This window comes from Kamptonema sp. PCC 6506 (genome assembly GCF_000180455.1).
GTDB classification, from domain to species: domain Bacteria; phylum Cyanobacteriota; class Cyanobacteriia; order Cyanobacteriales; family Microcoleaceae; genus Kamptonema; species Kamptonema formosum.
In genome coordinates this window covers 56,238-77,183 of the sequence record NZ_CACA01000336.1, presented here as the reverse complement: position 1 = coordinate 77,183, position 20,946 = coordinate 56,238, and the positions used below count along the sequence as shown (strand labels likewise).

Genomic DNA, 20,946 nt, shown 5'->3' with positions numbered 1-20,946 from the left:
CAACATCTTAACTGCCAAGAAGGTTGCTATAGTTTAACTGATGCTGCTACTGCGGCGCGATCGCAGGCGTTCAACAGAGCCAGCAACCTAAGTACAGAAAAAAAATCAACTTCGTAGGTTATAAAAATATGCTTAAGAAATTAACGATTGCGCTCAGTATCTCCGGGTTCATCTTCTTCTTACCAGTGGGAGGCGTGCTGGCTAATGAGATGATTCCGCCAGAGAAACGGGTTTTAATTCAAGAGCTTTTAACCATTACTGAAGCTGACAAAAACCTTAACCAAATGATGGACTTAATGTTAGCTCAGTTAGAACAACAGTTGCCAACTATTATTGCTAACACCTTGAAAAGTACATCGGCAGAAACAAATGCTGATTTACAGCAGGAAAGCCTGGAAATGGCCAGGAGGGTCATCAGCCGATACCGAGAAATATTGCCCCAGAAAATTAATCTGGCTCAATATGTACAGGAAGTTAGTTACTCCGTGTATGCTAAATATTTTACTGAAAACGAACTCAAAGACTTGATAGCGTTTTATCGCAGTTCAACGGGACAAAAAACAATTCAAGTCATGCCTCAACTTTTTGCCGAGTCTATGCAACAATTCAATCAAAAACTATTGCCAGAATTGATGGAAATCATGAAAGAAATAGTTGAAGAGGAAATCGGAAAAATGCCGACAATTAACAACAAATAATTAAACTGTTAATTAATTATGAGCTCTCGATCGCTCCCGATACCGATCTGGTACAGCAGTGGGTGCGATCGCATCCTCAGAAGAAGTTACAGGCCCTCTGCCTCCACTAGCTCTTCCCCTGTCTACATTCCCTTCTGGCATTGGCTCACTAGCAATCGGCCTGCCCGGAGGAGTCAAGCCACTGGTATCCAAGCTTACCTGCAAATCTTCCTCATCGCTTTCAAAAAGAGGATCGGCAGCCATTCTGCCAGGTTGTCTCCAGCCACCTTTGTCAAAACTTCCCGACAATTCCTCTCCATTACTTTCAGAAAGCGGATCGGCGGCCATAGGGCGACCAGGTTGCCTCAAACCACCTCCGTCAAAACTTTCCGACAATTCCTCTAAATCATTTTCAGAAAGGGGATCTGGTGGAACCATTCGACGGCCAGGTTGCCTCAAACTACCTCTGTCGAAGCCTCCAGACAAGTCCTCTCCATTGCTTTGAGTCCTCGAATCTGAGGCAATTTGGCGACTCGGAGGTGCTGACCGAGTTGCTGGCCCTTGCCAAGTTCCAGCCGAACTAGAAGCGGGTAAACCATTTGTACTCCCGAAAGTAGGAGCATAACCAGTAGGTAAAACAGCATCAGCTTTTTTGGCTTCAGCTTTTTGCTTCTCTTCCTCTTGCTTCTGCTTCAACAATTCTGTGAAACCTTGTACATCATTCTGGATAATGCTTTCCACCCGACCAGAAAATTGAACGTAAGCCTGGTTATGACTGCTAACATCTTGATAAGGCCCAGTGAGTTGAAAAAATTGCCAGCCCTCTGCTTTCAGAGCTTCAGCGGTTTTGCGGTACTGAATCCGAAGGTCGCCATAATGAAAAAACTCATCGATTGCAGCGCTGATCGCTACCATTTGGCTAACGCCGAAGGTAAACCAAATAGCATATTCTCTCGTTTTACTATCGGCGATGTTCAGACTCACGAGTGCTGGAATGACCACCCCGCCAACAATTGTGGTCAGACGCAGACGGTAGTACCATTTCTGAGAATGTTTTGCCTTACCTGAGAGCCAATTTAGTTGATCTAGCCAGCGGGATTTCATTGATTTTTTCTGGAACTCGTTTAGATCCAGTTGGTCAATGATGTCGGACATATCTCTCTTGAAGCGATCGCTATAAGAAGCAGAAGATTTCTTTTTAAACATTGTTTGTTGCTCCCCCTGGTATGCTCGCAGATATCCGTAGATTTTAGATTTTAGATTTTAGATTTCCGATTAGCCACAAACCTCAAGTCAGGCCTTTAGCACTCAGATTCTCATCGTATTTACTGACGGATAGAAAGTCACTACCGCTAACTGGGACAGTTAGGGGCTAGGGAAGAAGGGGCTAGGGAAGAAGGGGCTAGGGGCTAGGGAAGAAGGGGCTACGATGCTCAGGACTAGGGGCTAGGGAAGAAGGGCTGGAAAAATTGTTAGCTGGCGATCGCACTTTTTACAGCAAGTTGCGATCAGATATACCACAAACGCATTAGGTAAATTTGCGAATAAGATAGTTCATTCGGTGGTACGTTTGGTTGCAATTTGCTGTAAGTCCCACTATGAATACCGATCGAGCTGAACTAGCTTTTTCTCACAAATTTTATATCTAAATTCGGTGGAAAATATGTTAATATAAACCATCTCCTATAGTGCTAATGCTGCCCCCTGCTTAGGAGCTATTTTAACGTGAGTTTGACTCGAAATTTAAGCAGATTGAGCGTTCACAATTCTCGGAGTTCATTTGCCTTTAAACACTCATTAAATTGAGAGCGCGATTGCGTCGCAATCACCTTAGATAAATTTACCCACAAAATAATACTATTGACTTTCAACTGAGAATAGGTTACAAATTTGCTTAGCGGCTCCTTGGCTGTCTCTTCAACCAACTGTGTAAGTCCTGACTGCGATGAGTGTAAGGTAGAGCCGCCAATCTAGAAAGGACAAAAATTTTGATAAACCTTCTTAAAAGCCAATGCAGCCAGATTCTCAAAAATCCCCCTATTTGCCTATCGTCTCAGTCATTATCCCTGCATACAACGCTGAACCATTTATTGAAGAAACGCTGAAATCTGTTCTCGCTCAAACTTATCCAGCAATTGAAGTTTTAGTAGTTGATGACGGTTCCCAGGATCGAACCCCTGAAATTGTTGAAGAAATTTGCCAAAAAGATTCTCGTGTCCGACTCCTGAAACAGTCAAATGCTGGAGTCGCTGCTGCTCGCAACTTAGGAATTGAGCACTCGAGAGGAGAATATATTGCTCCGATTGATGCTGATGATATTTGGTATCCTGAAAACATCGAAAAACAAGTTCAATGTATGTTGGAAGGAGGAGAAGAAGTAGGAGTTGTCTATTCGTGGACAATAGACATTGACGAAGAGGGGTTCCTCAACGGGGACATCCACACTTTTATGATTGAAGGCGAAGTGTATGAAACCCTAGTCTGCCACAATTTTTTAGGCAATGCTAGCGCTTCAATGCTCCGGCGTTCTGCCTTGGAGAAAGTTGGCCTGTATGACAGCAGCTACAGAGAACGGAGTGCTCAAGGCTGTGAAGATTGGGATCTGTACCTGCGGTTGGCAGAATTCTATCAATTCCGAGTTGTACCGGAATTCCTAATTGGATACCGCAAAGTGTACAGCAGTATGTCTAGTAATTATACAGCAATGGCGAAGTCTCACACCTTAATGCTGCAAGATGTCAGGCAACGGCATCCTGAAATTCCCGACTTTCTCTACCGATTGTCTACCAGTAATTTTTTAATGTATTTAGCACGCCAAAGCAGCCGGAATGGTAGCGATCGCACCGCACTATTTTGGTTGTTCCAAGCTTTAAAAACTGAGTGCATCTCGCCTTTGTTGCGCTATAGCTTTTATAGATTATTGAGTAAGAGCCTTTTAAACCTATTATCCCAGCGTGGGAAATCTCAGGAGGCTATAGAAAAACCTCTGAAAGCGCAAGAACCGACTTCTGCTGAAATTAAAATCAGCAGCCTGGATTTGCTAGTTGAAAGTAGGCGCAAAAATATCGCATTGATGGTGACGATTGGGAATATTATTCACGGCTCAATTTCCCGCCTAGTCAAGCGAAATCAAGCAAAGATGGACATCCTCCCTCCAATGAACGTTAGCGCCACTCCACCTGCAAAAGCAGAGTTGTCTTATGAAAAAAGAAATTCAGGCTATTAGAACTCTGCTCCCTCTCCTCAAAGTATATCCTTGGGCAATCCCGGCAATGATTTCCTTGGGTATGCTTGCTTCTCTTTCCGATGGCTTTGGGATTAGCTTATTCATTCCCTTTTTGCAAACTTTACAGCAAGAACAAGCTCAGGTTGTAACTGGCAATTCTTTCATTGATTCTCTCAATAAGATATTCGTTGCTGTCCCTGCTGGCTACCGCGTCTTAATCATCCCATTTTGTATTTTAGCCAGCATCATCATCAAAAACTTGATTGTCTATAGTAATTCTGTGCTTTTTGCTTGGTTAAACTCGCGAATTAGCAACAGATTGCGCTGCCAAATTTTCAACCAAACTTTAACCGTTAGCTACTCTTTTTTAGAGCGCAGCGAATCGGGAAAGATTATGAATATTTTGGCGACAGAGAGTTGGCAAACTAGCAAAGCTTTAAGTTTATTTGTTAACTTGATTACCTGTGCTTGTACGATTACTGTCCTGGCGACGCTGTTACTGCTTATCTCTTGGCAACTCACATTAATTATTAGTATAGCGCTGTTTTTGATCTCACAGTTCATCCAGTTTGTAACGCGCCGAGTCAAGCATCTGGCAGAGCAAGCTGTAGACGCTAATTCTCAGTTGGCTGTCCGTATGTGGGAGGGATTAGGGGGAATGAGAGCCATCCGCTCCTTTGGACGGGAACCTTACGAACAAGAACGCTTCGATCGCGCTTCCCAGCAAGTGCGAAACACCTTTTTGCAGCTCGATATCCTGGGAGGACTGATCAATCCACTCTATGAAGTTTTTTCCGCACTCCTCCTGCTAGCAATTTTAGCGATCGCACTCCTGCAAAACCAGTCAGCTATGCCCACGCTGCTGACTTTTTTATTCATCCTCTACCGCTTGCAACCGCAGGTGCAACAGCTAGATGTCGCGAGGCTAGGTTTAGTTTCTACCGCCAGTTCTGCTGCACTGGTGATGGCTTTTTTAGACACTTCTGATAAACCTTACATCCGCTCTGGTACCGTTCCCTTTGATAAGTTAAAGCAGGCGATCTATTTTGAGTCAGTTTCCTTAACTTACAATCCTGAAGATCGGCCGGCAATAGAGGCTGTTTCCCTGGAGTTAAAACGCGGCCAAACCACTGCTTTAGTGGGACCGTCGGGTGCGGGAAAATCGACCATTATCAGCCTACTGTGTCGCTTTTATGAGCCAACATCAGGAGAAATTTATGTTGACGACTGCCCCTTAAAAGAACTGAATTTAATCGACTGGCGCAAGGGGATTGCGATCGTCAGCCAAGATGTCCATATCTTTAGCGGGACGGTGAAGGATAATATCGCCTACGGGCGTTTAGAAGCAACGGAGGCAGAAATTTTTGACGCGGCAAAACTGGCCAATGCTCACGATTTTATCAGCCAACTGCCGGAAGGGTATGACACGAAAGTAGGCGATCGCGGCGTTCGGCTTTCTGGCGGACAAAGGCAGCGCATCGCCCTCGCTCGCGCGATCGTCCGCGACCCGGATATTCTAATTCTAGATGAAGCAACGAATGCTCTCGATAGTATTGCCGAAAACTTGATTCAGGAGGCCCTCAGTACCCTCAGCCAGAATCGCACCGTTATTGTGATTGCTCACCGCTTATCGACAATTGAAAATGCCGATAAAATTATTGTCATGGAAAATGGCAGAGCGATCGAACAAGGCAACCTTCAGCAGTTGCTAAAACTTGACGGCCTCTTCGCCAAGCTTTATCACCTGCAACATCGCAACGTACAAAACTAAGTACAAAGCTAAGTACAAAACTAAGTACAAAACTAATAGTAATTTGGTTAATTAGTTATGCCTTATCCCATCGTTGATATTGAAGTAACACAGCCCCTCCCAACTCTGACAATTTCTGAGGAAGATACAGGAATTGCCTTAGTGGTGAGGCGTAAAGATAAAGCTGTTGGTTTCATCATGCAGCCTCTTCCTGGCAAGAGCATCATTTCTCCTGAAGATTTAGCTAAAACGATCGAGCGAGAGGTCGGTGCTAAGTTACTTCAGGAAGCGATTAGAGAAGAGTTAAATTCTGGCAAAAATGATGATGCTTTTCCCTCGCTGACAGTAGCAATTTGTACCAAAGATCGAGTGGATAATGTAGCGCGGTGTCTGGAACATTTACTGAATTTACAAACACCTATTTCTGGTGAAAAAGTTGACTTTGAAGTGTTAGTCATTGATAATGCACCTTCTGATGAAAAAACAAAAGAATTGGTAGATGGTCTGCCAAAAGTGCGTTATGTTCGAGAACCAAAACCTGGTTTAGACTTTGCTCGAAATCGTGCATTGCAGGAAGCAACTGGCGAAATATTAGCTTTTCTGGATGATGATGTCACCCCCGATCGCCAATGGCTAAATGGCTTGATGGAAGCTTGGGCTGAAAATCCCGATGCGGCTGGTTTTACAGGGTTAGTGCTACCTTATGAATTAGCAACTACAGCCCAAATTTTATTTGAAAGTCGGGGAGGTTTTCGGCGGGGCTTTGAGAAAATTCGCTATGGCAAAATCTTACCATATAACCCCTTATACCCCTGTGGTGCTGGCATATTTGGAGCCGGTTGCAATATGGCATTTCGCCGCGATGTCTTACTAAAATTAGGGGGATTTGATGATGCACTTGATACAGGTGCGCCCCTCCCAGGGGGCGGGGATTTAGATATTTTTTATCGAGTGGTTCGTGCTGGGTATCCCTTCGTTTATGAACCTCGCTATCTGGTGTTTCACCAACACCGCCGGGAATATGAAAAACTGCGCCGCCAGTATTGGACTTGGGGGTTAGGTTTTATGGCTTTTGTGGTAAAATCCTATCAGACAGATCCTGGCAAGCGATCGCAGCTAATTCGGCTGATATTTTGGTGGATTGGCTATCAGTTGGATGAATTGCAAAAGAGTATCAGGGGTTGTCATCCTTTGCCCCCAGCGATGATTTTAGCTGAAATGTGGGGCGGTATTGTGGGACTTTTTGGGGAGTACCCCCGTTCTTTAAAGCGTATCGAGCAGATTCGGCGGCAATTTGCCTAAAAAAAGGAGATTTGCTTCAGAACTTTTCGCGTTGAATGTAGGAAACGACACTTAGATATGAATAAGCTTCCGCCCATTGATATCGTCATTTGTACTTATAACAATGCTCTTCTTCTAAACAAAGCTTTATTAGCCCTTTCTCAACAGCAAGTATCGCCAGAGGTAGAGTGGAGGGTGTTAATAGTCGATAATAACTGCACGGATAACACGCAGGAAGTTATCGAAAAATATCGAGTTTCTGGAACAATTCCGCACCTTTCTACAGGGTCAGAAACACAGCAAGGATTAACCTATGCTCGCCACTACGGTGTTCAAAATACAACCGCTGATTGGATTGCTTTCGTAGATGACGATTGCTTCCTGGCAGAAGATTGGGTGGAGCAAGCTGTTAAATTTGCTGCGACTCATCCTGACTGCGGTGCTTTTGGTGGTCGAGTAATTTTAGATTGGGAAAATCCACCCCCTAAATATGTATTGAATTATGGCTACTCCTTCGCACAACAAGAACACGGTACAGAACCCCAAAAAAAATCTTGCCTAGTGGGAGCAGGATTAGTTCTTAATAGAGCAGCCCTGACTCATACTGGTTGGATTGATAAACCATTACTTCACGATCGCATCGGCACCAAGCTCATATCTGGGGGAGATGTAGAAATAGCTTTACGGATTTATGGCGCTGGATATGACCTTTGGTACACTCCTGATTGCAAGTTAAAACACTTTATTCCCGCTAGGCGTACTTCTCAACAATACCTGATAGATATTAACTATGGTCTAGGAACCTCTCAAGTTTTGGGCGATTCTCTTCTCTGGTCAGGCTCTTATCGAGATTGGCTGTTAAAATTTATTTGGGATGCAGTGAAAGCTTCTCAAAATATCGTAATTCAATCTTTAAGAGCGGCTTTGGGGCGAATGAATCCGGCAGAAGTAGAGATCAACAAAAGTTTTGTACGCGGTAAGTGGGCCGGAATTAACCGCATGATTCGCATGAGTCCAGAAGAACGAAGTTCGCTATTGGGGCGTGCAAAATTAGTCGTTTAGCCAGCTCATAAATCAATTGTTAGTTTAAGGTAATTTCTGTGAGCAACCCCTGGAAAGTTATTAACGTAGAGCTGAGTAAAGGCATTCCTTCCTTGCCTTTGATAACTGGTTATGGGGGCATTTACACCGTGTTTTGGTGGCATAATATACCCCTTGGTCAACAGGAGATTTTAGCCGATCAGTTGCCAATGTCAGCAACAGAATTGACTAATTTAGCCGTTCAAGCAATTACCCCTACCATCGGTAGCCATTTGCTAGAACAAGGTTTTAAAGCGGCTTTGCCAGTTATTTCCAAGAATCCGACACGCGATCGCCCGCCTGAGTTCCAAGCTCTCATGGCTTTGGAACAACCCCTGATGAAGCTCGATAGGCACTTTTCAAACTTAAATAGTGAAACTGTTTCTGTTATAATCTGTACTAGAAATCGACCGGAACAATTAGAGAGATGTTTGCGATCGCTCCAAAACTTATCCCATCCTCCCCACGAAATTATTGTTGTTGACAATGCTCCCAATTCAGATGCTACGCAACAATTAGTTGAAAAAATACCAGAGGTTAAATATGTCTTAGAACCTCGCCCTGGTTTAAGCGTGGCCCGCAATACTGGCATCCGCCATAGTACAGGCAATATTATTGCTTTTACTGATGATGATACGATTGTTCATCCTGATTGGATTGCCAGAATTGCTCAAAGTTTCAGTGGCGATCGCACCGTCGCTATGACCGGACTGATTCTACCAGCAGAACTCGAAAACGAAGCCCAATTAATTTTCCAAAAAGGTCATACTGGCTTTGGGTGGGGATACCGTCCTACGACCTTTGATACTCAATTTTTTGAGGAAATGAAACCCTTAGCTGTCCCCGTTTGGCGCATTGGTGCAGGGGCAAATATGGCTTTCCGGCGCGAACTTTTTAATAAAATTGGATACTTTGACGAACGGTTGGGAGCAGGCGCTTCTGGGTGTAGTGAAGACTCAGAAATTTGGTATAGAGTGCTTGCAGAAGGCTGGTTTTGTCGCTATGAACCAACAGCAGTCGTTTACCACTACCACCGAGGCGATCTGGATAGCTTGAAACATCAAATGTATCACTATATGCGCGGACATATCGCAGCGCTTTTTGTGCAGTTTGAACGTTACAAACACTGGGGTAACTTGCGTCGGGTTTTCATCGCTTTACCTAGATATTATGTCAAGCGATCGATCGTGGGAGTGTTAACAGGATTTAGAGGAGTCAATAGAACCTTTTTTTCAGAAGTCCTCGGCTGTTTTGCCGGAGTCAAATTTTACCTGCAAAATCAGGGAAATAAAAACCATTAATTTTCAAGCAACAGGAGAAGAAGAGAATGACAACCGTTGAACAGCAAAAGACCGAAGTCAAGAAAGAAAACTTAGGTTATTTTTTATCCCGTAACCCTTTTCCTCACGCCTTAACGCAAGGATTTTTTTACCGGGAAAAGATGCGGGCAATTTACCGAATTGCCCCTGACCTGCCCTTGAAAGAAGTATTAGAAATAGGCGGCGGCCAAGGCGGATTGACGGCTTTACTCTATCCGCAAGCGCAGATTACTAATATTGACCTCGATCCTAAGTATGCAAATGCCCCTTGTAATCAACAGGAAAAAGTTCGCTTTATCTGCGGTGATGCGACGAATTTACCCTTTGACAATGAATCTTTTGATGTAGTAACGATGTTCGACGTGATCGAGCACGTTCCTGACGATCGAAAAGCTATCTCAGAAGCACTGCGAGTGCTCAAACCTAAAGGATTTTTATTAATTAGCACTCCTAACGAAAATTGGCGTTTTCCTTACTATGAATTTATGAAACCGCTTTGCCCACCTGAAGCGGAGGTGATGGCAGAATGGGGCCATGTCCGGCGGGGATATACCTTGGATGACTTGACAGCATTAGTAGGTTCGCCTTGCCAGAAATATGCGACTTTTATTAATCCCTTAACGGTGCTTTGTCATGATGTTGCTTTCTCTCGTTTATCTCCTCTGAAGCGCCAATTGTTGTGTACAGCTCTCAGTCCTCTAACATGGACGAGTTATTGGCTGCACAAACCAAAATCACTGGGGACAGAAACTGCTTATGTTTGGCAAAAATAGGGAGACAAATCAGGTTTAATTAACCGTCTATTCCTGATAGTTTGATTTCCATTTATAGCGCCAGAAAAATTAGGTAGAGAGAATTTTTCTGGCTGGGATTTATCAAACCTTGCTAGTGTTGCGAGTCAGATTTGCGGAACCTGCGCTCAAGAGCGATCGCACAAAAATTGCCGCAGTTGCACCCCGATCGCCTCCAGAGAAAAATGAGTTTCCACCCGGATGCGCGCCCGCTTACCCAATTCTCGCCCCCAAGCTCGATCGTCCAAAACCCGACCGATCGCCTCTGCCAAAGCGGTTGCATCCTCGCGAGGCACAACGAGCCCCCCATCAGCTTCGCCCCCTTCAAAAATGTCCGGCACTCCCGGTGCATCTGCCGCCACCACCGGCAACCCGCAAGCCATCGCCTCCAGTGGTGCAACAGGAAAACCCTCATGCCGCGAAGCCAGAGTATAAACGTCAGCCGCCGAGAGGTACTGTCGCATCAAAGCGCGATCGCGCACATATTCATTCACCCAAATAATGCCCGGAAGCTGCATCTGAGCAAGCCGTTGGCTCAATTCTTCCGCATCGCTGCCAGTCCCCACCAACAACAGCCGCAAATCTCGGCCCGGGCGATCGCTACATACCCGTTGCCAAGCTGCCAGTAAAATATCTAGCCCCTTGCGGCGGATATCAATCCGCCCGTGACAGGCGACAATTTCAGCCTCACTGGGAAAACCCAGCAATTGTCGAGCTTCAGTGCGATCCATTGGCTGCCACAGTTCCAAATCCAGGGGATTAAAAATGCGGGCAATCTTGGCAGCAGGCACGCCATAGCGAGTCTGCACGCGCTCTACCTCGGTTTGGGAAGCAATAATTAAACCCGCGCTTGCTTTCAGCGCGATCGGACGCGACAAGCCTTCCCAAGGACTAACCTGAAAATCGCCCCCCTGAAACGTGGCAAAAACAGGCAGCCCCATCTGCCATCCCAACCAACTGCAAGCGTCGAAGCGGGGGTACTCGTATTCTTGACAGAGAATTGCTTGACAGTTTTCCCGTCGCAGTTCCTGCGACAGCAACCCCAACGGTGTAGCCAGGTAAGGAGCCACGCTTTTCACTCCCGTCAACACCAGGCGGCGAATGCCTCGAACCTCTCCAAACATATCCTGAACCGTCCACCCTTGAGGGTTGACCATCTGGCGGCGGGCAGCTTGGTAGAGCTGAGGTGCTGGCAGGGCGCAGATTGTTGCTCCTGTGTCTTTGTGGGTGTAGTACACAGGTTCCTTGACGCTGCCCAAAATACAGAATAGGACTGTCCGCACCCCTGCCTGGCGCAGCGCCTCAATGTAGCCAAACATCCAGCCGCCCGTTATTTCGTTACAGAAAGCTTCAAAGGAAATCCCAATCGTATCTAAAAAATCTTCGATTAAATCGCCCCAATGCAGAAGGGCGATCGTTGGTTCTACTGAGCTATTATCAAACTTCATTTACTTTTTTATCAACTATCCTTATATAATATCTAGTAAACTAGATCCTACAGCTACAAAAATGTTATGGACTTAGTAGCCGTTTAACCATAGACTTAACTTTGAAGAGCAATAGTTGTAGCTTTTTTTAGAAAAAGTATGTAAAAGCTTAACAGTCACTTGACATAACAAAAGTAGCAAGTTATAAAAAAATTAGGACTTTAACAGAGTGGAATAGTCGAATCCAAACAACAATTTTTAGGTGTTTAATTTGTGAAATTATTACATCATCTATCAATTTTGTGTAATTTTATATCATTGAAGTTTGAAAATTAAATACGCAAATATTCGCCATTTTGCCAATAAATAGAACAAATGAATTTTATTTGTTTTCTGGTTTTTTTGGTGTTTTATTCTTAGGACAATACTTCTATGTTTATTTTTTCCAGAGATCGCAACGCCCAGCTATTCGTATGGGGTATGTGGTTAGTAATGGTAATCGCTGCTTTTATGTGTTTAGTGAACTATGGGAGAAATATTCCCATAGCAGAAGATTGGTTCTTGGTTAAGCCCTTGACAGGAAATGAACCCCACCTACTTAGTTGGTTATGGCAGCAGAATAATGAACATCGCATCCCTTTACCACGCCTAATTTTGTTAACTTTGCTCAAGTTTACTAACGGCGATTTTCGTTCAGGGATGGTACTTAATGTCTTGACAGTTGCTTTTGTGGCTGCCGCTGCCATTCAAGTCGCTCGATCTTTACGAGGGGGGAAAACCAGCTATGCAGATGCTTTTTTTCCGATCGCTTTATTAAATCTCAGCAATTGGCCTAATCTGTTTTGGAGTTGGCAGTTTACCCAAGTCTTGCCTACTGCCCTCACCTATATTATAGTCTTTATCTTGGTGCTTCAACCCACTCTGACATTGCCTTTAGCAGTAGTAATTGCTGGAGTAAGTTTAGTTGCACTTCCCTTTTGTGGAGCGAATGGGTTGTTATTAGTCCCGGTGTTTGCACCTTGGTTCATCTATCGTGGATTTGTCAACGGGTACGCTACCGATTCCCAAGATAAACAGCGACGAACGAGTATGATTTCAATTAGCTTGGCAGTAATTGCCTTGTGTTTAATAGGTGTATATTTTATTGGCTATCAACGTCCCACTTGGAATCCTCCCAGTCCCGGTTTAGGAGCGACACTCCAAACAGTTGCTAAATTTTTAGCTTACAGTTTCGGAGCCGTTTCTGCTTATTCGTGGAGTTTTTTTATATCGATCGCTTTTGGAATTTTTATTCCTACTTTCGTAATAGTCATTTTAGGTATTATCCGCCATCAAGGTTTTGAGAGACAGCGAGCTTTGATGATGCTGTTATTATGTGGTGTTTTTGGTTTTTACTCCTTAGCAGTAGGTCATGGTAGAGCTGGACTGGTTCCCTCTCAAGGATTCCCCATTCGATACGTAATGTTTGCAGTTCCCATGCTGTAGCCTATAAATTCTCCCTAATTGTGCTGGAAAGCATTTCCTTAATGACTTCAACTAAAACATCATTATCCTCTGTTAAGTCTACGACACGCAAAAGCCCGGAGGCAACTAAATTTTTGGCTTGTTCTCCTAACTCTTGACTACTGATTTCGGGTGACAATCTGCTCTCTAACCCCTCCTCCCTCGCTTCCGCGCGAATTGCCTTGGCCAATTCATCGGCCGTCCGCCCAGTACCAGCAATCACCAGCACTGGTCGTCCCGCTCTCACGCTTTCCTCAGCATCCCGCCAGGTAACTTTCCCGCCGTTAATGAGCACCGTAACTGATGGTTCTCCATCGGCTAACAGGGTTGCTAAATCAGCCATCCAAGGGCATTCTTCTCCCCATGATGCGCCGGGAATTAGCACGAAATGAGTGTGATGCGGCTCTAACGCTGTCCCTTTAGTTGGGGGGAGATGGGGGTAAGGGATGGCTACTTTTCCAGAGGGAGCCACGCCGATGAGGGGGAATGTTGTCCCTGTTGCAGCACGGGATTGGCCCATCAACTGCATGATACCGGTATCGGTGCCACCGTCCACAACAGCCGCGCCCAAGGACTGAGCTAGGGGAGCGAGGACTTTGACAAATAACAAATTCAGGCGGGTCATATCCTCTGGGGTGATGCCACTGGCTCCACCTACTAGCACTAATATGGGGCGCGGGCCTTTAAGTCCAATTTGACTGAGAGCAATGGACAAATCAGTTGAACGGTTGACTGGAATGGCTTCTGTCATTAGTTCAATGACATCTGCTTTTTGCCCGTTCCCAAAGTCCAGCGTGAAAGGCTGTTCTTTTCCCGTTGGAGGGTGTGTTTCAATTCCCGTTAGGAATTCAGACATTTTTGTAGTGAAGGGATAGATTTATTACGCTTAATAGGGATTTATAACTATTTGAAACTAAATGCTTTTTATCAGCAGATCGTATATTTGGTTAATTTAACCAAATGAATCTGTTTTTTGTCAAGAAAGTTTGATGGCTAATCTTTAATCTCGTAGTGGAGAGCGGGGATTAAATACTGCGTCAAGGTAAAAGCGTCTACTCCTAACTCTGTGCGCTCAATGGCTGCAAGTATTCCGGCTTGTGCGTGCCACCAAACTGCGGTTTCTACTAATGATTCTACAGGCTCATTCTTAGCTGCGGCTTGGGCCCAAAGTCCTGCTAGCAAACCTGTGAGTACGTCCCCGCTACCGCCTCTAGCGAGGGCGGGAGTGCTTTGGGGATTAATTAGGGTAGAGAGGTTGCCGATCGCATCTTTCCAAGAGATGCAAACTCTAGCTCCTTTCAATAATACTACAGCACCGCTGAGCTCAGCGGCTTGTTGAGTCACTGTCACGCGATCGCCCATTTTATCTGCTAAATCTGGAAATAAACGCTTAAATTCCCCTGGATGTGGCGAGAGCGCTGTTGGGGCTTTTCGTGTTGATAAGGTGGGAATTGTGCCGAATTGGGCAAGGATATTCAAACCGTCAGCGTCTAGGATTAGGGGGCGATCGCTTTCTAATATACTTTTTACTATAAGTGCGGGTTCTGATGTGAGGCCAGGGCCGACTGCGATCGCGTTGTAAGCACGGAAATCTAAGCCTACTGGCAACTCCCTAATTGCGCCGTCTGTCGTCTCTGGACAGCCTATAACTAGCGCTTCCGGCAATTGAGCGGCTACCAGCAGTTTAACGCTTTCTGGGACGGCAATGGAGAGCATTCCAACACCGCTGGCACGAGCTCCCAGAGCTGCCAAAATCGCTGCACCGCTGTAACGGCGGGAACCTGCGACTATGAGCAAATGGCCGTTTGTATATTTGTGAGAGTCAGGGTGGCGGGGGAGGGGCAGGTGCGCGATCGCAGATGCTTTCACAATCCGCTTCACCGCTGGAGATTCGCCGAGGACAGCAGTTATATCTGCGATCGGGATATCAAAATCAATTAATTCTGCTGTGCCAATATATTCTAAAGCTTGGTCTTGCAAAAATGCCAACTTCCACAAACCCAAACAAAAGGTATTAGTAGCACGGATAGCTGTTCCTAAAACCGCTCCCGTATCCGTGTGTAATCCCGATGGAAGATCGATGCTAAAAATTGGTATTTTCCAGCTATTAATTTCATCAATAGCAGCCGCAACTGGGTTGATTATTTCCCGTTCTAAGCCAAAGCCAAACAAGCCATCTATCAGCAAATCGCATTTTTTTAAACTTTCAATATTCTCAACATAGGGAATATTTAAAGAGCGAACATACTGAGCGTGAAAGCCTGTTAAATCTTTAAGCTTATCAAAAGGGCAATAGATTATTACCTGATAGCCTTGGAAGTGCAACTCGCGGGCGACAACCAAAGCATCGCCGCCATTATGTCCGGGGCCAACTAATATGCCAATAATCGGCAAAGAAGAATCATTAATATTTTTTACGCCTGCCTTCAAGAGTTCTTGAACCCGTCTAGTAATCCTTCCCGCCACTTTTTCCATCAAAGCTGCCACTGGCATTCCCGCAGCAAAAATGCGTCCTTCAATCTCCCGCATTTGGTTAGTGTTGACAACAAATTGTTCGATATTATTTGCCATTGTTTATAAAAAAATTCCGATTTGCTAACCGTTAACCGTTAACCGCTAACCGTTATAAGTATAAAATTTAAAACTATATTCCGCCTTGACATCTACCTAAAGGATGAATATTATTTATCTAGGAGCCAAAAAAACAAAATGCTCCAGAAAATCCACTCGATCTCCGGCTTACCCCGATCGGGTTCTTTACTCGCAGCCTTACTCAAACAAAATCCTCGCTTTCACGCGACTATGACTGGCATCGAGAAGTTTAATTGAGCGAATTTTGGTAGCAATGAACCATGAGTATCTATTTCCACTGTTGGTTTCCCGCGTACAAACACGGGAACTACTTCTGACTATTCTTGCTGCCTACTGCCACCAATTAATTACTACACAAAATACACAAATTAACAAGGTTATTACCCATGCACAAGCAAATTATCTTCGTTGACGCTTCAGTACAAGATTATCAAAGCCTAATTCAAGGTATCGATGCCACTCAAATTTTTATTTTAAATGAAAATATTAGCGGCATCGAACAAATCACTAATGTCTTAGCTAACCAAAAAGACACAGCAGCAATTCACATCTTTTCTCACGGCAGCCCGGGCAGTTTAAAACTCGGTGCAGACACCCTCAATGACAAAGAGATAAAAACTTTCAACTCTCAGATCGAACAGTGGGGAAATGCCTTAACAGAAAATGGCGACATCCTATTATATGGATGCGATGTAGCCGCAGGAGAAAGTGGAATCAAATTTGTTAAAGAACTCAGCGAATTAACAAAAGCTGATGTAGCAGCATCGAACAATACTACAGGCAATGCAGAATTAGGAGGAGACTGGAACTTAGAAGTAGAAACAGGAACGATAGAAACATCAATACCGTTTAATTCCGAAGGCCTCAAAACCTACAACTACATCCTACCAGCCACAGCCAACCCAGATAACAAAGCCGTTACAGTTAACTCGCCTCAAACTACCATCGACGTGCTGGCCAACGACACGGGCAGCAGTCGCGTCTCAGTGCAAAGCATCACCACTGCACCCACTAACGGCACCGCCATCATCAACGACTGGATATATGCGGGTGGCAGTTTCACCACAGTCAACGGCACAGCACGCAACCGTATCGCCCGGATGAATACCGACGGCAGCCTGGATACTGCTTTCAACCCCAGTACCGGGATGAATAACATTGTCTATGCGATCGCCCTAGACAGCAGTGGCAAACCTGTGGTAGGTGGCGAGTTCACTACAGTCAACGGCACAGCTCGCAACCGGATCGCCAGAATGAACTCCGACGGCAGCCTGGATACTGCTTTCAACCCCAGTACTGGGATTAATAGCAACGTCAGAGCGATCGCCCTAGACAGCAGTAGCAAACCTGTGGTAGGTGGCGATTTCACTACAGTCAACGGCACAGGGCGCAACCGGATCGCCCGGATGAATGCCGATGGCAGCTTGGATACAAGTTTCAACCCTGGTACTGGGATGAATAGCGTCGTCTTCGCGATCGCCCTAGACAGCAGTGGCAAACCCGTAGTCGGCGGCTTGTTCACCACAGTCAACGGCACAGCACGCAACCGTATCGCCAGAATGAACGCCGATGGCAGCCTGGATACTACTTTCAACCCTGGTACCGGGATAACTAACATCGTCTATGCGATCGCCCTAGACAGTAGTGGCAAACCCTTAGTCGGTGGCACTTTCGGCACAGTCAACGGCACAGCACGCAACCGTATCGCCAGAATGAACGCCGATGGCAGCCTGGATACTACTTTCAACCCTGGTACCGGGATGGGTAACAACCTCTTTGCGATCGCCCTAGACAGCAGTGGCAAACCCGTAGTCGGTGGCCAATTCACCACAGTCAACGGCACAACCCGCAACCGTATTGCCCGGATGAATACCGACGGCAGCCTGGATACCACCTTCAACCCTGGTACCGGGATGAATAACGACATCTTTGCGATCGCCCTAGACAGCAGTGGCAAACCCGTAGTCGGTGGCCAATTCACCACAGTCAACGGCACAACCCGCAACCGTATTGCCCGAATGAATACCGACGGCAGCTTGGATACCACCTTCAACCCCAGTACCGGGATGAATAACTCCGTCTTTGCGCTAGCTGTTGACCCTAAACGCAACATCCTCTACACCCCCAACGCCAACTTCAACGGTGTAGACACCTTCCAATACACCGCCACCGACGGTGTTGCCTCCGCCGCCACCACCGTCACCGTCTTAGTCAACAACTCCCCCACCCTCGATAACAGTGGCACACCCACCCTCAACGCCCAAAACCAAAACGACAGCGCCAGTACAGGCACACTCATCTCCACCATCATCACCAACCTCGGCGGCACAAAAATCGCCGATCCCAACACCAGCGCCTCTCAAGGCATCGCCATCACCAACCTAGACACCACAAACGGCACTTGGCAATACACCACTGATGGCACAACCTGGAATAACGCCCCAGCCGTTTCCGCCACCAACGCCTTACTCTTAGCCAGTGATGCCAACACCAAAATCCGATTTGTACCCAACACAGGTTACAACGGCACTGTCACCAACGCCATCACCTTCGCCGCCTGGGATCAAATAGTTGGCACAAACGGCAGTACAGCAGACTACACCACCGACCAAACCACAAATACCACATCCAGCGTCTTCAGCAGCGCCACCGAAACCGCCGACATCACCATTAACCCATTCCCCACCATCACCAGCGTCAGCGCCAGCACCGCAGACGGCACGTATGGCATCGGCACAAACATCGACATCACCGTTCAATTCTCACAAATAGTCAACGTTACAGGCACACCGCAACTGAGTTTAGCAGGTACAACCAACAGTGCCAATTATCTCTCAGGAACAGGCAGTAACACCTTAACATTCCGCTACACAGTAGCAGCAGGAGATGTTAGTTCCGACTTAGATTACTTATCAACAACCGCCCTATCCTTAAACAGCGGCACGATTAAAAATGCTGCCACTGCTGATGCCATCTTAACATTGCCAACACCCGGAGCCGCCAATTCATTAGGTGCAAATAAAGCCTTAGTAATAGATGGAATTGTTCCCACAGTCACCATCAATCAAGCAACAGGACAAACCGATCCTACAGCAACTTCACCTATCAACTTTACCGTCACCTTTAGCGAACCAGTCACAGGTTTCGATGCCACTGATATTGACTTGAGTGCGAGTACAGCAACGGGAACATTAACACCCACAATTACAGGCAGCGGCCCCGTTTACACCGTCGCCATTAACGGTCAGACAGGTAATGGAAATGTCATTGCCAGCATCAAAGCTAACAGCGTTACCGACGCAGCCGGAAATAACAATACCGCTAGTACCAGCACAGACAACACCGTTGTTTATAACAACACCTTCCCCACAGTTACATCGATTAACCGCCTCGCTACATCTCCCACTGCTGCGGCTACCGCCACCTACGAAATTAAATTCTCAGAAGATGTAACAGGCGTTGACGTTTCTGACTTTACTTTAGTACCAACTATTGTAACTGGTGCAACGATTGGCACTTTAACAACAATTGATGCTAAAACTTACCAACTGCAAGTTAACACAGGTACGGGCAGCGGTTCAATTGGATTAAATTTAGTTGATGATGACAGCATCAAAAATAGCTTAGGAGTAGCATTAGGCGGTGCAAATGCTGGCAATGGCAACTTAACGGGACAAGTTTATGACATTGACAAAAAACCGCCAACTGCTAGTTTAAATGCTGTTGCTGATATTACGACAGTCGGAGGTACAACTCAAAGTTTGACTGTTACTTTTAACGATACTAATGCTGTCGATGTTTCAAGTTTGGACAGTTCAGATGTTTTGATAAATTGGTCAGGTGGTGACATTCCTGCACAATTTGTCAGTGTAGATACTAATAGTAATGGTACGCCTCGGACAGCGACTTATTCATTTACTCCTCCAGGCGGAAGTTGGGATGATACTGATAATGGAACTTACACTGTTAAGTTGCAAGCAAGTCAGGTTAAAGATAGTCTAGGCAATCTTGCTGTTGCTGCTAGTTTAGGAACTTTTAACGTTAATGTTGCGGTGCCGGTTCCCACACCAACGCCAACACCAATTCCAACACCAACGCCAACACCAATTCCGACTGCAACGCCGACACCAATTCCAACACCAACGCCGACACCAATTCCAACACCAACGCCGACACCAATTCCAACACCAACGCCAACACCAACTCCAACACCAACGCCGACACCAATTCCGGCTGCAACTCCAACACCAATTCCGACTGCAACACCAACACCAACACCAATTCCGACTGCAACACCAACACCAACACCAATTCCAACTGCAACTCCAACACCAACACCAATTCCGACTGCAACTCCAACGCCAATAACTAATAACATCCCCAATGATGACTGCATCTGCGAAAAAATTGTCTATCCCAACTTAAACCAACCCAACGAAGTTGAAAACACTATCATCGGTATACCCGACGAAATTCAGATAGGTACTCCCAGCAATGACAAATTTCTCGGTAGTAACTCTGGCAATATATTCGATGCCAAATCTGGGGATGACAACCTATATGGTGGCGACAGCAAAGACATCTTTAACGGCAACCAAGGCAACGACTTTATCACCGGAGGTAACAGCGATGACATCCTCTATGGAGACGAAGACAACGATATTATACTGGGGGAATTGGGCAACGATTTAATCTTTGGAGGTAAAGGTTCAGACTCTCTCAATGGCCGCGAAGCTAATGACATAATTTTCGGAAATAAAGATGATGATTTCATTGATGGTGGCAAAGAAAATGACGTTTTATATGGAGGTCAAGGTAACGATACAATTCTGGGGAGTGAAGGGAATGATAACCTGTTTGGACAGCTAGATTCTGATACTATCTGTGGTGGTGTAGGTGATGACTTAATTAGTGGTAACGAACAAGACGATATTCTCGGAGGATGTGAAGGCAATGATACCATTTATGGAGGTGAAGATAACGATACTATCACTGGTGGTAAAGGTAACGATATCCTTCATGGAGACTTAGGAAATGATAGCTTGACTGGCGGTAGTGGTAACGATATCTTTGCCTTAAAAGCTGGTCATGGATTTGATACTATTAGTGATTTTACTGTGGGTCAAGACTCGATTGGATTAAGTGGAGTTTTGAGCTTTGGTCAGTTAGAAATGATTCAGAATACTCAGGGAACAATTGTTAAAAATCTGTTGACTGGGGAGCAGTTAGCTGTTATAATTGGGGTGAGTAAAGATGCGATAATATCTGCTAATTTTCTGCTGATTTAATTAGGTTACGTT

13 protein-coding genes are annotated in these 20,946 nt (G+C 45.5%); 9 read left to right on the top strand and 4 right to left on the bottom strand.

Annotated elements, in window-relative coordinates:
• Positions 1-128 precede the first annotated feature (128 nt).
• Entirely contained in the window at positions 129-698 is a 570-nt protein-coding gene (locus OSCI_RS22770; RefSeq protein WP_007357526.1) for a DUF2059 domain-containing protein, read from the top strand.
• A gap of 12 nt (positions 699-710) precedes the next feature.
• Here the strand turns inward: OSCI_RS22770 and OSCI_RS22765 are convergent, their stop codons facing one another.
• Positions 711-1,883 (bottom strand): DUF4231 domain-containing protein, encoded by a 1,173-nt coding sequence (locus OSCI_RS22765; RefSeq protein ID WP_007357525.1) that lies wholly within the window; start codon positions 1,881-1,883, stop codon positions 711-713.
• 805 nt (positions 1,884-2,688) lie between these two features.
• Between OSCI_RS22765 and OSCI_RS22760 the strand changes: the two genes are divergently transcribed.
• The 6 genes from OSCI_RS22760 to OSCI_RS22735 are packed head-to-tail and all read left to right on the top strand — an operon-like array spanning position 2,689 to position 10,106.
• Positions 2,689-3,903, top strand: a complete 1,215-nt coding sequence (locus tag OSCI_RS22760; RefSeq protein WP_007357523.1) for a glycosyltransferase family 2 protein — start codon at positions 2,689-2,691, stop codon at positions 3,901-3,903.
• Positions 3,878-5,674, top strand: a complete 1,797-nt coding sequence (locus tag OSCI_RS22755; RefSeq protein ID WP_007357522.1) for an ABC transporter ATP-binding protein — start codon at positions 3,878-3,880, stop codon at positions 5,672-5,674. Before OSCI_RS22760 ends, OSCI_RS22755 begins: the two co-directional genes overlap by 26 nt.
• Positions 5,675-5,731: 57 nt before the next feature.
• A complete protein-coding gene (locus OSCI_RS22750) occupies positions 5,732-6,955 on the top strand; it encodes a glycosyltransferase family 2 protein (RefSeq protein WP_007357521.1) in 1,224 nt (407 codons plus the stop codon).
• Positions 6,956-7,012: 57 nt separating this feature from the next.
• Complete coding sequence (locus tag OSCI_RS22745) at positions 7,013-7,996, top strand: glycosyltransferase (protein ID WP_007357520.1); 984 nt, start codon at positions 7,013-7,015, stop codon at positions 7,994-7,996.
• A gap of 38 nt (positions 7,997-8,034) precedes the next feature.
• Positions 8,035-9,315, top strand: coding sequence for a glycosyltransferase family 2 protein (locus OSCI_RS22740; protein ID WP_007357519.1), 1,281 nt, complete (start codon positions 8,035-8,037; stop codon positions 9,313-9,315).
• 26 nt (positions 9,316-9,341) lie between these two features.
• Positions 9,342-10,106, top strand: a complete 765-nt coding sequence (locus tag OSCI_RS22735) for a class I SAM-dependent methyltransferase (protein WP_007357518.1) — start codon at positions 9,342-9,344, stop codon at positions 10,104-10,106.
• A 146-nt stretch (positions 10,107-10,252) separates the two neighbouring features.
• On the opposite strand, the gene OSCI_RS22730 is transcribed toward OSCI_RS22735, so the two are convergent.
• Complete coding sequence (locus OSCI_RS22730) at positions 10,253-11,572, bottom strand: glycosyltransferase family 4 protein (RefSeq protein ID WP_007357517.1); 1,320 nt, start codon at positions 11,570-11,572, stop codon at positions 10,253-10,255.
• A gap of 411 nt (positions 11,573-11,983) precedes the next feature.
• Here OSCI_RS22730 and OSCI_RS22725 point away from each other — a divergent pair, with 411 nt between their 5' ends.
• Positions 11,984-13,036 (top strand): hypothetical protein, encoded by a 1,053-nt coding sequence (locus OSCI_RS22725; RefSeq protein ID WP_007357515.1) that lies wholly within the window; start codon positions 11,984-11,986, stop codon positions 13,034-13,036.
• A 1-nt stretch (position 13,037) separates the two neighbouring features.
• On the opposite strand, the gene OSCI_RS22720 is transcribed toward OSCI_RS22725, so the two are convergent.
• A complete protein-coding gene (locus OSCI_RS22720) occupies positions 13,038-13,910 on the bottom strand; it encodes a hypothetical protein (RefSeq protein ID WP_007357514.1) in 873 nt (290 codons plus the stop codon).
• 137 nt (positions 13,911-14,047) lie between these two features.
• Positions 14,048-15,625 (bottom strand): bifunctional ADP-dependent NAD(P)H-hydrate dehydratase/NAD(P)H-hydrate epimerase, encoded by a 1,578-nt coding sequence (locus OSCI_RS22715; protein ID WP_007357513.1) that lies wholly within the window; start codon positions 15,623-15,625, stop codon positions 14,048-14,050.
• A 407-nt stretch (positions 15,626-16,032) separates the two neighbouring features.
• On the opposite strand from OSCI_RS22715, the gene OSCI_RS22710 reads away from it, so the two are divergent.
• A complete protein-coding gene (locus OSCI_RS22710) occupies positions 16,033-20,934 on the top strand; it encodes a DUF4347 domain-containing protein (protein ID WP_007357512.1) in 4,902 nt (1,633 codons plus the stop codon).
• Positions 20,935-20,946 lie beyond the last annotated feature (12 nt).

Bases quoted from the DNA above. Each gene is read 5' to 3' on its own strand.
- OSCI_RS22770 (WP_007357526.1), top strand. From the start codon at position 129: ATGCTTAAGAAATTAACGATTGCGCTCAGTATCTCCGGGTTCATCTTC.
- OSCI_RS22765 (WP_007357525.1), bottom strand. From the start codon at position 1,883: ATGTTTAAAAAGAAATCTTCTGCTTCTTATAGCGATCGCTTCAAGAGA.
- OSCI_RS22760 (WP_007357523.1), top strand. From the start codon at position 2,689: ATGCAGCCAGATTCTCAAAAATCCCCCTATTTGCCTATCGTCTCAGTC.
- OSCI_RS22755 (WP_007357522.1), top strand. From the start codon at position 3,878: ATGAAAAAAGAAATTCAGGCTATTAGAACTCTGCTCCCTCTCCTCAAA.
- OSCI_RS22750 (WP_007357521.1), top strand. From the start codon at position 5,732: ATGCCTTATCCCATCGTTGATATTGAAGTAACACAGCCCCTCCCAACT.
- OSCI_RS22745 (WP_007357520.1), top strand. From the start codon at position 7,013: ATGAATAAGCTTCCGCCCATTGATATCGTCATTTGTACTTATAACAAT.
- OSCI_RS22735 (WP_007357518.1), top strand. From the start codon at position 9,342: ATGACAACCGTTGAACAGCAAAAGACCGAAGTCAAGAAAGAAAACTTA.
- OSCI_RS22730 (WP_007357517.1), bottom strand. From the start codon at position 11,572: ATGAAGTTTGATAATAGCTCAGTAGAACCAACGATCGCCCTTCTGCAT.
- OSCI_RS22725 (WP_007357515.1), top strand. From the start codon at position 11,984: ATGTTTATTTTTTCCAGAGATCGCAACGCCCAGCTATTCGTATGGGGT.
- OSCI_RS22720 (WP_007357514.1), bottom strand. From the start codon at position 13,910: ATGTCTGAATTCCTAACGGGAATTGAAACACACCCTCCAACGGGAAAA.
- OSCI_RS22715 (WP_007357513.1), bottom strand. From the start codon at position 15,625: ATGGCAAATAATATCGAACAATTTGTTGTCAACACTAACCAAATGCGG.
- OSCI_RS22710 (WP_007357512.1), top strand. From the start codon at position 16,033: ATGCACAAGCAAATTATCTTCGTTGACGCTTCAGTACAAGATTATCAA.